This is a genomic window from Pseudoclavibacter sp. VKM Ac-2867 (assembly GCF_015351275.1).
Taxonomy (GTDB): domain Bacteria; phylum Actinomycetota; class Actinomycetes; order Actinomycetales; family Microbacteriaceae; genus Pseudoclavibacter.
Genome location: NZ_JADKSL010000010.1, coordinates 1 through 13596 on the forward strand (window position 1 = coordinate 1; position 13596 = coordinate 13596).

Sequence of the window (13596 nt, forward strand, 5' to 3'; positions counted from 1 at the left end):
CGGTTCGGCCAGTGAATCACTGGCCGAACCGGGGCTTCGCTCGTGCGCGGTGCTCGTCTTCGGCGCTAGCCGATGTCGGTGACCGTCGCCTCAGCATCCGCGGCGCTGTCACCGGTTCCGGACCAGCTCGCGGTCGCGTCCCACAGGTTCAGCGTGTCGTCGACGAGCACGTCGACCTGGACTTCGCCCTCCGGGATCGTGATGCCGTCGGCGGCAGCGGCCTCCACAAGGCGCTGCACGAGCCTGTCGGTGACCTCCGCGAGGGTGTCCTCGCCGGCGTCGGCCTCAGCGGAGGCAGTTCGCATGTATGTCTTGACGTCGCTCATGCCTCCATCATCTCAGCCGGAGAACAAGGACGCGGATGCAGGGGCGGACGCCGGCTGCCGGAGCCGCCCGTCCGAGTGCAATGGGCGCAGAATCTGTCGACCAATCATCGGCGCGTGGCCTTGCGTCAGCTTTAGGCAACCCTTACCGTACGTATACCGCTATGCCGCTGGGAACCCCGCACCGCACCAAGTGACGACTCCCGCTGACGAAACCTCCAATGTTGCAGTGTTCGCGTCGCCTTTCCCCTCGCTGCTGTCCCTTGGAGGCATCTTCGTGTCGCAAAAAACCGTTGGTCTGTACCGTCCCGAGCTCGAGAAGAGCGACTGCGGCGTCGGCTTCATCACGCGCAAGGACGGCGTGCAGCACCATGATGTGATCCGGCTCGGAAACGAGGCGCTCTGCGCGATCCCCCACCGCGGAGGAATGTCCGCCGAAGGTGTCGGCGACGGCGCCGGCATCAACGTCGACCTGTCGGTCGAGTTCTTCAGCTCGCTCGTCGAGCGCGAGCTCGAGTCGGGCCTCTTCGGCGTGGGCAACTTCTTCATGCCGAGCGACGTCGAGCAGCTCGACATCGCGCACGAGCTCATCTCCAGCACGCTGCGCGCGCACGGCATCGAGCCGGTCCTCGTCCGCGACGTGCCCGTCGACGCCACCGTCGCACGCCCCGCGGCGGCCCACTACCAGCTGCCCATCGTCCAGTGGATCTTCGTCGCGGACGAGGGCTGGACCCGTGCCGAGATGGACGCCGCAGCCAACGCCGCCCTCCTCGACATCGAGGGCATCGCCTACTCGAACGCAGCACTCCAGGGTCTCTACCCGCTGTCGCTGAGCGCCCGCACGCAGACGCTCAAGGGCCGCCTCAACTCGAACGAGGTCATCCCCTACTTCACCGACCTGCTCGACGAGCGCCAGTCGGTTCGCACGCTCTTCTTCCACACTCGCTTCTCGACCAACACGGAACCGCACCCGAGCATGGCGCAGCCGTTCCGCATGCTGGCGCACAACGGAGAGCTCAACACCGACCGCAAGAACCGCCTCTCCGAGAACGCGCTCGCGACCGCGCGGGGCCGCGTCATCGTGCATCCACCCGGACAGTCGGACAGCAGCCGCTTCGACCAGACCCTGCAGAGCCGCGTCTTCGATGACGGGCTCGAGCTCGTCGAGGCCGTCGTCTCGACCATGCCGCCGGCGTGGGAGAACGACCGCACGCTCACCCCGGAGGTCCGGGATATGCTCGAGTTCTTCTCCCTCTACGAGGAGAAGAACGACGGACCGGCAGCACTCGTCTTCAGCAACGGCGACATCATCGGCGCGCGGCTCGACCGCCTCGGGCTGCGCCCGTTGCGCACCGTCGAGACCGACGAGTACCTCGTGGTGAGCTCCGAGGCCGGGCAGATCCAGTTCGCACCGGGCAGCATCGTGCGCCGCGGTCGCATCGAAGCGGGCGGCATGCTCTACTTCGACCACACGCAGGGGCGCAGCTTCCGCACGTGGGAGGCGCTCGAGCAGCTCGCTCTGCGCCGCGACTACAGCGCAGACCTCGAGGCCGCGCGCGTCAATATCGAGGACATCGAGCTGCCCGAGATCGACCGGGGCAGCAACACGCTCGGCTACGACGGGGACCTCTCCCCCGCCGGCAGGTACGTCGCGTACTCGCTCAACCAGGAGAGCTTCAAGTTCATGATGGACCCGATGCTCGCCAACGGCACCGAGCGCATCTCCGCCATGGGCTACGGCAACGCCATCAACGCGCTCTCCGACCAGGAGGGCGGGCTCGCGAAGTACTTCTCGCAGCGCTTCGCGCAGGTCACGAACCCGCCGCTCGACAGCATCCGGGAGGCCGACGGCATGACGTTGCGCGTCGCACTCGGCGCGAAGCCCGACGGCGGCAACCAGACGCGGCAGATCGTCGTGCCCTCGCCCATCCTCAGCCACCTCAACATGGTCGCGCTCCGCGAGCAGCGCCTCGCGCCGCTCGAGCGCTTCGAGATCCTCTACACGCCCGTGCAGGGCGACGCCCCCGCCAACGCCGCCTCGCTTCGCGAAGCCGTCGAGCGCGTGTGCGACGCCGTGACCGCGTTTGCGCGCACGCACGGCGGCATCGCCGTGCTCACCGACCGCAACGTGTCGCGTGAGCTGGCCGCGATCCCCCTCATCCTGGTCATCGCGGCCGTCAACCAGCGACTCATCCGTGAGGGCCTGCGCCTGCGGGTGTCGATCATCGCGGAGAGCGGCCAGCTGCCCTCGTCGCACCACATCGCCGCCGCGCTCGGCTTCGGTGCCGCCGCGGTCTACCCGCTCTGCGTGCGCCTGCGCGCCGAGGAGCGCTACCCGAGCGGCGCCGCCTCGATCGACACGATCACGGACACCGACCTCGCCGTGGCCCGCTTCGCGAAGGCAGCAGAGAAGTCGCTCATGAAGACCATGGGCCGTGTCGGCCTGTGCACCGTCGAGAGCTACATCGGCGGCGAGTTCTTCGAGCCCAACTACCTCGACACGAAGGACCCCGTCCTCGCCGACTACTTCCCCCACCTGGCTGCCCCGGTCGGCGGCGTGCGCTTCGAGCGTATCGCCCTCGCGGTCGCCGAGTGGCACGAGCGGGCCGTCGCGGTCGCCGATGAGAAGCAGATCCCCCTCCTCGGCCTCTTCAAGGAGCGCCAGGAAGGAGCCGGCCACTCGTTCGGCACCACCGCGGTGCGCGGGTTCATCGACATGACCGAGGAGCCGCGCATCCTCGAGACGACGAAGGCACCGGAGGGGCCCGCCGCGAGCGAAGAGCCGCACCCAGGTCACGACTCGCTGCGACTCCTCACCCTCGGCCAGCTCGGCGACGCGTTCGGGCTCGACGACAAGGCGTACACGTACAGCGGCTACGGCGCACTCACGCCGGAGCAGATCGACGCGTTCGAGATCACCCCCGGCTACCGGGACTTCGTCACGAACACCATCCAGGAGCGCACGCGGCGTCCCTCGGCGCTCCGCGACGTGCTCTCGCTGCCCGCAGACGTCCGCCTCGCCTCGACGCCCTCCGAGTTCGCGCGCGAGCTCAGCCGCTTCTCGCTCGAGGGGAACAGCGACGTCCGCGTCCGCGGCCTCGAGATCGGGCACACGGAGAACTCCACCTACGAGCTGAAGCTCACCGGCCCCTTGGACGACGACTCGACCCGCTACGACGCGCTCGCGCAGGTCCTCACGGCCCTCGACGGCGACGCCATCACCGAGACGACCGCGACGGATTCGAAGCTCGAGGTGCGCATCGCCCCGGGCGCACCGAGCATCTTGAGCCTCCTCAGGACAGCGCCGGACAGCATCTCGCTCGATGAGGTGCAGCCCGCGCACGAGATCGCCCGCACCCTCGCATCCGGCGCCATGAGCCACGGGGCGCTCGTCGCGACCGCCCACGAGTCCGTCGCGCACGGCACGAACATGGTCGGCGGCATGTCGAACTGCGGCGAGGGCGGCGAGCACATCACCCGCTACAACACGATCCGCGGCTCGCGAATCAAGCAGTTCGCGTCCGGCCGTTTCGGCATCTGGGCCGGCTACCTCGCCGACCCGATGCTGCAGGAGCTCGAGATCAAGATCGGCCAGGGCGCGAAGCCCGGCGAAGGCGGCCAGCTGCCGGCGCCGAAGGTCACGGTCGACATCGCCGCGGCCCGAGGTGGGACGCCAGGCGTCGAGCTCGTCTCGCCGCCGCCGCACCACGACACCTACTCCATCGAGGACCTCGCGCAGCTCATCCACGACTGCAAGGCAGCACGGGTGCGGGTCGTCGTGAAGCTCGTCTCGTCGGAGGGCATCGGCACGATCGCCGTCGGCGTCGCCAAGGCGGGCGCCGACGTGATCAACGTCGCAGGCAACACGGGAGGCACGGGTGCGGCCGCCGTCACGAGCCTCAAGTACGCAGGACGCTCGGCGGAGATCGGCGTCGCTGAAGTCCACCAGGCACTCCTCGCGAACGGACTCAGGCAGAAGGTCGTCCTGCGCTGTTCCGGTGCCCACCAGATGGCAAGCGACGTCGTCACCTCCGCGCTTCTCGGCGGCGACAGTTTCGAATTCGGCACGACGGCGCTCATGATGCTCGGCTGCGTCATGGCGAAGAACTGCAACATCAAGTGCCCTGCCGGACTCACGACCAACCCCGAGGTGTTCGACGGCGACCCGCGCGCGCTCGCCCAGTACCTCCTCAACATCTCGCACGAGGTGCGGGAGATCCTCGCCTCGCTGGGGCTGCGCTCGCTCGGGGAAGCACGAGGGCGCGGCGACCTGCTGCAGCTCCTCGCGCACCCCGCGAGCGTCGGCGACCTCGACGTTCGCGACATGCTCGCGAAGGTTCCCGAGAAGATCGTCGCCAACCCCATCTACCTCGAGAAGGACTTCAGCATCGACGACTCACTCGTCGACCAGATCCGAGCCGCCCTCGTCGACCGAGCGGAGCCGTCGATCCTCATCGAGGGCGTCGAGATGGGCAACCGCTTCAAGTCCGTCGGCGGTCAGCTCTCGATCGACATCGAGCGGATGCTCAATTACGAGCTCGACGCTGAGACGGTCGCCGGGCTCCCCGCAGTCGTCGAGGACGAGCGAGGCAGGCGCTCGCTCGTGGACGGCAGCATCACCGTCACGACGCAGGGATCCGCCGGGCAGTCCTACGGCGCCTTCAGCAACGACGGCATGCGCCTCGTGCACACGGGAACCGCGAACGACGGCGTCGGCAAGAGCCAGGGCGGCGGAACCATCGTCGTGCTCTCCCCCGGCGGCGGCGGCTCGGAGCCCGGCGAGAACGTGCTCATCGGCAACTTCGCGCTCTTCGGCGCGACGGGCGGACGCACGTTCGTGCAGGGCGAGGCGGGCGACCGCTTCGCAGTGCGCAATTCCGGCGCAACAGCGGTCGTCGAGGGCATCGGCGACTTCGGCTGCGAGTACATGACCAACGGGGCCGTCCTCAACCTCGGGAGTGCAGGCAAGGGCCTCGGCAACGGCATGAGCGGCGGATTCGTCTACCAGTACGACGCCGACGGCTCGACGCGCGAGAACGTGAGCGCCGACTCCCTGCTGGTGTTCCCCATCACCGACACGAGCCACGGCGACTTCCACGAGGCCGCAGTCAAGCTCCTCCTGCAGTGGCACCTCGACGCGACCGGTTCGCCGCTCGCCGCTCAGATCCTCCAGGACTGGGAGTCTGAGCGCAGCAGGTTCTTCTGCGGCATGCCGCGCGCGCTGCTGCTCTACCAGGACGCCGACAAGATCCTCGCCGCGAAGGGACGCAAGGAGCTGCTCGACGAGCTCTCCACCTCCATCGCAACCCAGCGCATCCGCCTCTTCAAGGAGGCCTACCGCGGCGGTCACCCGGTGATCGGCGGGCGCACCCCGGGCGGCTCGGAGTCGGACCGTGACGACAGGTTTGCCCTGCTCGCCTCCTACGCGGTGCTCAACATCTCGCAGGACATCGCGCTCACCCGAGTGCCGGACGCCAGCGGGCCCGACGACCCCAGGGTGGTCGACGCCGTCCGGAAGCTCATCCTCACCGAGGACTTCTTCGTCATGCAGCGCGTGAACAAGTACCTGCGCGGCGAACTCGACCGGTTCGAGGACGCGGAGCTCGCTGCCCTCATCGCCGCGAAGCGCCTCGAGGACTACAAGGACGCCCTCCGCCTGCGCAACGTGCGCAGCATCGACGCGCCAGGAACGACGGGGTGGATCATGCACCAGAACGTGAAGAACCGCCGGCTCCTCCAGTCGGTGGGCACCGATGAGATCCTCGCGACCGCGGCGATGGTCGACATCGCCCGCGAGCTCGTCGTCACCGAGAAGCGCCAGCAGCCGACGGCCGCGGCCGCTGGCCTCGCTCCGACGGCGGGTGGCCTCGCATGAGCGCGCCGTTCATCCCCGTCGACGCCCCCTTCACCCGGGAGCAGCAGGCCTGGCTCTCCGGGTTCATGGCGGGACTCGCCGCGATCCCCACCGCCGACAAGGAGGTGCAGGCCGCGACGCTGACGCTCGAGATCCTCATCGGCACGCAGACCGGGAACTGCGAGTTCGTTGCTGAGGACCTCGCGGCGGCGGCGCGAGCCGCGGGGCTCGCGGCGACGCTCGCCCCGCTCGACTCGGTCTCCCCCGAGGCGTTGAACGGCGAACGCAACATCGTCGTCGTCACGTCCACGTACGGCGAGGGTGAGATGCCGGACAACGCCGAGCTGTTCTGGGAGGAGCTGTCCGCTGACGGTGCTCCGCGCCTCGAGTCGGCGAAATTCGCTGTCCTCGCGCTCGGAGACAGCAGCTACGACGACTACTGCCAGGCCGGCAAGCTCATCGACACGCGCCTCGAGCAGCTCGGGGCGACTCGTGTCGTGCCGCGCGTGGACTGCGACGTCGACTACGAGGATGCAGCCGCCGAGTGGATCGCGGAGGTGGTCGAGCACTTCGCGGCCCTCCAGCCGAACACCGCCGCTCCAGCGCCAGCCGGTGCCGCTGCGCCGGCCCGAGTGCGCTCGCCGTGGAACAAGAAGACGCCGTACCCGTCGCGCCTCGCCGTCAACCGCGTCCTCTCCGGGCCACGAAGCTCGAAGGAGATTCGCCACTATGAGTTCGATCTCGGCAACAGCGGCATCACGTACGCGGCGGGCGACGCCCTCGCCGTCGTGCCGGTCAACGAGCCCGGTCTCGTCGACGAGCTGCTCGGGCACCTCGGCTTCTCCGGCGACGAAATGCTCGAGGGCGGCTCGATGCTGCGCACGGCGTTCGAGCGAGAGCTCGACATCACGGCCCCCTCAAAGGACCTGCTCGCGGAGCTCTCCGCGCGGGAGCCGAGCGGAGCTGTCGCGGAGCTCGTGCAACGCGGCGACAAGGCGCAGCTGGACAGCTGGCTGTGGGGCAGGGACACGCTCGACGTGCTCCGGGCGGCGCAGGGAGTGATCTTCACCGCGGATGAGTTCGCGTCGCTGCTACGGCCCATGCAGCACCGCGCCTACTCGATCTCGTCGAGCCCGCTTGCCAGCCCGGACCGCATCCACCTGACCGTCGCCTCGGTGCGCTACGGAAACGAGGCCCGCCGGTACGGCGGCGTGTGCTCCACGTTCCTCGCGGACCGTGTCGGCGACCTCGACCCCGTACACCTGTTCCTGCAGCCGAACGCGGCGTTCCGCGTGCCTGAGGATGACGACGCCCCCATGATCATGGTCGGCCCAGGCACGGGGATCGCCCCGTTCCGCGGCTTCCTGCACGAGCGTGAGGCGCGCGGCGCATCCGGACGCAACTGGCTGCTCTTCGGCGACCAGCACCGCGACAGCGACTTCATCTACGAGGAGGAACTCGCGGGGCTCAGCGAGCGCGGTGTCCTCGACCGCCTCGACCTGGCGTTCTCGCGCGACCAGGCGGAGAAGATCTACGTGCAGACGCGCATGCTCGAGCACGGCACCGAGCTCTACGCCTGGCTCGAAGAGGGTGGGTGCTTCTACGTCTGCGGTGACGCATCGCGCATGGCGAGGGATGTCGACGATGCTCTCCACACGGTGGTCGCGCAGGAGCGAGGAGTGACGGCCGAAGGCGCGGCTGAGTACGTCGCCGCGTTGAAGCGCCAGAAGCGCTACGTGAGGGACGTGTACTGAGCCATGCTGCCGGAGGACACCGCGGGCCGGGATGAGGTCTGCGGGGCGGGCGGGGACTGCCCGTGCGCGCGGCGTCGCGGCGGTGGGCTCCGAGGTCTCGGGCGGGATGGCGCAGTCCGTGCGGGCCACTCCCGGCAGGTGAGCGCGCTCAACGCTGGGACGCTCGATCGGCTGCTTTCGTCCCCGCACACCATGCTCCGCAAGGTGACGCTGTCGCCGGAGGCGCTCGCCTACGGTCTTGTCGGGTTCGGCACGGCGACGGCAACCACCAGCAATGGCGCGTGCACGATCCACCAGATCGGCAGCTACGACCTGCCGACGGCGTGCGGTCGGGCGCTCCTCGCGCCCTCCGCCTGGATCACCTTGCGGGTTCGTCCGGCGTCGCTCGGCGTCGCGGTGATCGCCCACGAGGAGGGCCTGCAGGGCGCGCTCCCCGGCCTGTACGTCTATTCGAGCGGCGGGCGACTCGTGCATCGGGTGCTTGTCCACTCTGCCCAGGACGCCGGGCTGCTCGCGAACCTCGGACGTTCTCGGCCGCCGAGCGAGGCGCAGCTGCGCAACCTGCAGCTGCCCGGGGAAGTTGCAGCGGACTGGCGCGACGGCGATCAGCTCGCGCAGCTGGACGCGATTCTCGACGCGGGTGGATCCGATCGACACGCTGCGCTGGTGCGAGGGAGCGCTGCTCGCGGTGTCTGGGGTGTCGGTGGCGTCGGGAACAGCCGCCCCGTGGATTCCTCGCTGCTCCCCGCGGTGTTCGAGCACCTGAGCTCAGTCGGATTGCCGGTCTGCGTGGGTGTTGCGTCCAGTGCTGTGCTGCAGCTGAGCGCGGGGCCGGTGCACCTCGTGGAACGTGTTGGTGCGCTCCTGGTCGTCTCGCTTGGGGATGGCGTCATCGAGCTCGATCTCAGCGCGGTGCGCTCGTGTCTGCTCGTGGCGGCCTGCGGGCCGCGGGGTCGCACGTCGACGCTGGAGCTCTACGATGAGCGCGCCCGCTGCGTCGCCGTGGTGACGCAGCTCGGGCTGGTCTCGGCCGACGTGCATCGCGCCTGGGAGCACATGCTGGAGTCGTTGCCCGCTGCGTGAGGCAGGTGTGAGGTGCTCGAATGACCTCGCCTGGCCCTTGCATGGGCGCGTATGAACGCGTTCACTGAACTTGTTCGAGGTAGCCTTTCGGGCATGTCGACACCACGCGCAGTGATCAAGCAGCTCACGCACTCCCGCGTAGTGGACGCCGCGGCACACCTTTTCGTTGAGGAGGGGTTCGCTGGCACGAGCATCCGCGGAATCGCCCAGGCGGCGGGCGTGAGTGTCGGCACGGTCATGTCCGTGGGCGACAAGAGCGCGCTGCTGGTGCGTGTCTTCGACCTCCTCGTCGAGGCGGAGCTCGCCAAGCGGGCGGCTGTCGTCGATCAGACCAGTCCCGAGGTTGCCCAGCGGGCTGCATCTGCTGATATCGCCGGACTGGGCCCTGGGGCTGGCAGAATCGGGGGCAATTGCCCGGACAGGCTCGTGGGCCTCACGGCACCGCTCGTCGCGCTGTTCACGCGTCACGACGAGCTTGCGCGCGCCTACGCGTCCATCCTCATCTCGGGCGGGCGCGAAGCGGGACTCTTCTCGGACCTGGCGACCAGTCTCACTGAGAAATTCCGCACCGTGATCACCGAGCGCGGATGCACCGCCGAGGGCGACGCCGCCGCGCGGGCGGGGGCGTTGTACTTCGCGTTCATCGGGCTGCTCTTCACAGCGGCCGCCGGTGGCACCTCTGACCCCGAAGCGCTCTCCGCGGACGTCCGCGGGGCGTTTGACGCGATCTGTGCTTGCCGGGAGTGACTAGGCGGAGGTCCGCGTCGAGCCCGACTCGCGTCGCTCCTCGCTCGGGCAGAGGATGCTGCTCGGCTGATTGGCGCCGACGCCTCGCCGGATCTCGTGCTCGGAGTACGGGTGTCCGCAGTCCCGGCAGGACGCGGGTGCTCGGACGGGATCCGTTCGCGCGACTCCCCCGGTGCCCACCTGTGCCGGCCCCATGAATGGGAACAGTAGCTGGTTCAGCCGATTCCACCATCCGGGCTGACCCTTGTAGGGGTTCGGGAGTCTGTCGCTGGCCATAATCGTTAGTGTACTAACTATTCGTGGTCTGTGTGCGCGACTAGTCTGGACCCGTGGATCTCCTCGCACTCGACAAGCAGCTCTGCTTCGCCTTGGCCGCGGCCAGTCGGAGCGTCATCTCGCTCTACCGACCCATCCTCGAGCCGCTCGGCCTCACGCATCCGCAGTACCTGGTGATGCTCGGGCTCTGGGAGAACGACGGACAGACACTCGGTCAACTCGCGAGGGCCCTTCATCTGGAGCCTGCCACGCTCAGCCCGCTCGTGAAACGACTCGAGACCTCCGGCCTGGTCACCCGCAGCCGACGACCAGACGACGAGAGAGCCGTCGAGATTCGACTCACTCCCCCGGGCCTCGAGCTGCGGGCCAAGGCCGAGGAGGTGCCGGTCAAGGTCGTCGCGGAGCTCGGGTGGACCCTCCCCGAACTCGAGGCGCTCAAAGACACGCTCACCCGGCTTCTCGACGACTCGACGACAGCCAGGGCCGAGGGGGCGCGCGAGCCTCGCAGCTAGCTCGACATCTCAGACACGACCGAGGAGCACCGGCCGGGGACACGCATCGACGCGATGGTTGACCTTGCACCTAGGTCAATGTCTACAGTCGAATGCCATGACCATTTCACTGATTGACAGCGCCTCCGCGATGGCGCGGGTTCTGGATGCGACCCCCCATAAGCGTGCGGATCTCGTGCGCGAGATGTGGGCGCCAATGGCGGGCATGTACCACTTCATTCCAGCCCAACTGGACATGGCCTCGATTCACCGTCAGAACTTCGGATTCGACTGGGAGGAGTCCTCGGACCAGCTGCGCGAGGGGTTGCAGATGCTGGTGGATGCTGCTGCGTGGACCCGTGTCGCCGAGGCCCTTGAGGCGGGAGCAGCCGCATTGAAGGCCGCCGACCCGAGCGTGCTCGTGCCGGATCTCACGGTGTTGCTCCTGCTCGGCGATCCCACTAGCGAGCATTTCCTCAACGAGGTTCAGGGCTTGTCGGGGTTCGGCGGGATCAGCGGCTACATAGTTATCACCGTGTGGCCCACTCAGCGTGTCCTCGACCGACTCGAAGCCATCGCCGTCCATGAACTCCATCACAATATCCGCTACTCGCCAGGCGGTATCGCCTGGAACCCTGCCACGGTGACGGTTGGAGAGCACGTCATCTCCGAAGGACTCGCGGACACCTTCGCGATGGAACTCTACGGTGGCGCTGGACACACCCATTTCGTCACCGACGCGACTCGCTCCGATGACCAAGTGCTCGCGAAGGTCGCGACCGGGCTTGAAGTCACCGGGATGCAGGATTTCGCCGGTTGGGTTCTCGGTGACGCCACGGCGAGACTGATGGGTGGCTCACCGGTGGGTCTGCCCACTGGAGCGGGCTACGCCGCTGGAGCGCGACTCGTTGCAGCGTACGTCGAGGCCACAGGCACGACGGCGGCGCAGAACGTTCGGACCCCTGCGGCGGAGATCTTGCTGCGGGTTCTGCCTTGCCTCGGCCTTGAAGGTTCCGAGCGGAGTTGACGGTCGAGAGACGCTGAGGAGTGCGGATGGAATGGACGGTCAAGGAGCTCGCCGAGAGAGCGGGGATAAGCGGCGCTGCATTGCGCCACTACCATCGCATCGGGTTGCTCCATCCCGACCGCGTCGGGTCGAACGGCTATCGCTACTACGGGCCCGCTTCGGTCGCACGACTGCAGCGTCTCCTTCTGCTTCGAGAGACGGGGATGGCCTTGACTGAGATCGCTGCAGTGCTGGATGCGCCGGAGACACCGATCGCCGAGCGAGAAGCGCTGCAGACCCACCTGGAGCAGCTGAACGCGGACAAGGCGACGCTTGAGCGACGCATTGCCGCGGTTCAGCACACGTTGGCGATGCGCCAGGAAGGCCGTGAGCCTCGCATGGACATCATGCTTCAAGGCTTCAACGACGCCTACGAAGCCGAGGTCGTCGAGCGCTGGGGGCGCGACGCGTTCGACGCCTCGCATCAGTGGTGGCATGGCAAGTCCGTTCGCGAACAACGCGCGTGGAAAGCTGAAACGGAGGCTCTTCTGGCGCGCTGGCGAGAACTGCAAGAAGAAGGTCATGAGCCCGATTCCGCAGCGGCCCAGACACAGGCGAGCTCTCACCTGGACTGGTTCGCCCAGATCCCTGGAACACCAACGCATGCCGGCGACACGGAGAGGTCCACCGCAATGGTGCTCGGTATCGCGGACCAGTACGAGTCGGATCCGGATTTCCACGTGAGTTTCGGAAGCAGGGAAGCCGCAGGATTCGCCGCTGACGCGCTTCGCACTCACATCGGTCGGCTCCCGTGATGCCCTTGGCTCGGACGGTCAGTGGAGGCATGCAAACACTCGTGACGTCGGCGTACGGACTTCGGCCGCCACGTCCGCACCGATGAAGAATGGAACGGCGTGATCCGGGTCAGCGCGTCTAGCCCATGGTCGCGCGCCAGTACTGGGGTGCCACGAAGCCGACTTGCCCGTCTCCCAGCTGCACTGCGGCGTGCACCGGCCAGTTCGGGTTGGCGAGTGCGGCTCGGCCGACCGTGATCCCGTCGGCATCGCCGCCCACCAGGATCGCCTCGGCGTGGCGCGCTTCCGTGATCTGGCCGACCGCCGTCACAAATGCGGTCTCCGCGGGGAGCGCCTCGCGGACCGCCCGGGCGAGCGACACCTGGTAGCCGGGGCCGACCGGGCCAGTGAAGGCGCCGATGCCGCCGCTGGAGAGGTCGAACACGGTGACGCCCAGCTCGTGCACGAGCTGCGCGAGCACGACGGTCTCGGAGATCGTCCATCCGCCTTCCACCCAGTCTTCACCGGAGAAGCGAATCGCCAGAGGCTTCTCGGCTGGCCAGTTGCGCCGCACCTCTGCGACGACCTCGAGGACGAAGCGGGTGCGGTTCTCGAACGAGCCGCCGTACTCGTCACTCCGCTCGTTCGAGAGCGGCGACAGGAACTCATGAAGCAGGTAGCCGTGAGCCGCGTGGATCTGCAGCGCGTCGAAGCCGGCAGCGTCCGCGCGGCGGGCCGCTCTGCCCCAATCCGTCACGAGGTCCGAGATCTGCGTGACCGTGAGCGCGGCAGGGACGGCGAGTCCGAAGACGTCGGTGCTCGAAGGAGCCTGAGCGCTCCAACCGCCTTCGTCTGCCGGAACGGTACCTCGCGCCGTCTCGGGCAGGGCCGGGTAGGCGGATGCCTTGCCTCCGGCGTGGCCGAGTTGGATGCCCGCAGCAGCGCCCTGCTCACGCAGGAAGTCGACGATGGGTCGCCACGCCTCCGTGTGCTCGTCGCTCCAGATTCCCGTGTCCTCCGGCGAGATGCGGCCCTCAGGGACGATCGCTGTCGCCTCCGTCCAGACCAGCCCGAACCCGCCGCTCGCCCGCGCTCCCAGGTGCACGAGCTGCCAGGACGTGGGAAGACCGTCTCGGCGCGTCACCGAGTACTGGCACATCGGCGCGAGGAACGTCGCGTTGCGCAAGCGCAGGCCGCCACCTTCCACGCTCGGCAGGGTGACGGGTGACAGGAGACGGCTCATGCTGACCTTTCGACGTTGGGGCACA

10 protein-coding genes are annotated in these 13596 nt (G+C 68.2%); 7 read left to right on the plus strand and 3 right to left on the minus strand.

The window, feature by feature from the left end:
* Positions 1 to 65 precede the first annotated feature (65 nt).
* Positions 66 to 326, minus strand: a complete 261-nt coding sequence (locus ITJ67_RS11110) for a hypothetical protein (protein ID WP_194677653.1) — start codon at positions 324 to 326, stop codon at positions 66 to 68.
* 274 nt (positions 327 to 600) lie between these two features.
* Between ITJ67_RS11110 and ITJ67_RS11115 the strand changes: the two genes are divergently transcribed.
* The 4 genes from ITJ67_RS11115 (at position 601) to ITJ67_RS11130 (ending at position 9761) form a co-directional block, all read left to right on the plus strand.
* Positions 601 to 6198 (plus strand): glutamate synthase-related protein, encoded by a 5598-nt coding sequence (locus ITJ67_RS11115; RefSeq protein WP_323741450.1) that lies wholly within the window; start codon positions 601 to 603, stop codon positions 6196 to 6198.
* Complete coding sequence (locus ITJ67_RS11120) at positions 6195 to 7931, plus strand: diflavin oxidoreductase (protein WP_194677655.1); 1737 nt, start codon at positions 6195 to 6197, stop codon at positions 7929 to 7931. The genes ITJ67_RS11115 and ITJ67_RS11120 overlap by 4 nt, the downstream gene beginning before the upstream one ends.
* A gap of 138 nt (positions 7932 to 8069) precedes the next feature.
* Positions 8070 to 9014 carry a hypothetical protein gene (locus tag ITJ67_RS11125; protein WP_194677656.1) on the plus strand — a complete coding sequence of 315 codons (945 nt, stop codon included), beginning with the start codon at positions 8070 to 8072 and terminating at the stop codon, positions 9012 to 9014.
* Positions 9015 to 9107: 93 nt separating this feature from the next.
* Positions 9108 to 9761, plus strand: a complete 654-nt coding sequence (locus ITJ67_RS11130; RefSeq protein ID WP_194677657.1) for a TetR/AcrR family transcriptional regulator — start codon at positions 9108 to 9110, stop codon at positions 9759 to 9761.
* Here the strand turns inward: ITJ67_RS11130 and ITJ67_RS11135 are convergent, their stop codons facing one another.
* On the minus strand, positions 9762 to 10037 hold the full coding sequence (locus ITJ67_RS11135; protein ID WP_194677658.1) for a hypothetical protein: 276 nt from the start codon (positions 10035 to 10037) through the stop codon (positions 9762 to 9764). It abuts the gene before it with no gap.
* Between the two features lie 53 nt (positions 10038 to 10090).
* On the opposite strand from ITJ67_RS11135, the gene ITJ67_RS11140 reads away from it, so the two are divergent.
* The 3 genes from ITJ67_RS11140 (at position 10091) to ITJ67_RS11150 (ending at position 12349) form a co-directional block, all read left to right on the plus strand.
* Positions 10091 to 10549, plus strand: a complete 459-nt coding sequence (locus ITJ67_RS11140; RefSeq protein WP_104241249.1) for a MarR family winged helix-turn-helix transcriptional regulator — start codon at positions 10091 to 10093, stop codon at positions 10547 to 10549.
* Between the two features lie 97 nt (positions 10550 to 10646).
* A complete protein-coding gene (locus ITJ67_RS11145; RefSeq protein ID WP_194677659.1) occupies positions 10647 to 11555 on the plus strand; it encodes a DUF2268 domain-containing protein in 909 nt (302 codons plus the stop codon).
* Between the two features lie 26 nt (positions 11556 to 11581).
* A complete protein-coding gene (locus ITJ67_RS11150; protein WP_194677660.1) occupies positions 11582 to 12349 on the plus strand; it encodes a MerR family transcriptional regulator in 768 nt (255 codons plus the stop codon).
* Between the two features lie 118 nt (positions 12350 to 12467).
* Here the strand turns inward: ITJ67_RS11150 and ITJ67_RS11155 are convergent, their stop codons facing one another.
* Complete coding sequence (locus ITJ67_RS11155) at positions 12468 to 13571, minus strand: NADH:flavin oxidoreductase/NADH oxidase (protein ID WP_194677661.1); 1104 nt, start codon at positions 13569 to 13571, stop codon at positions 12468 to 12470.
* Positions 13572 to 13596: the final 25 nt, after the last annotated feature.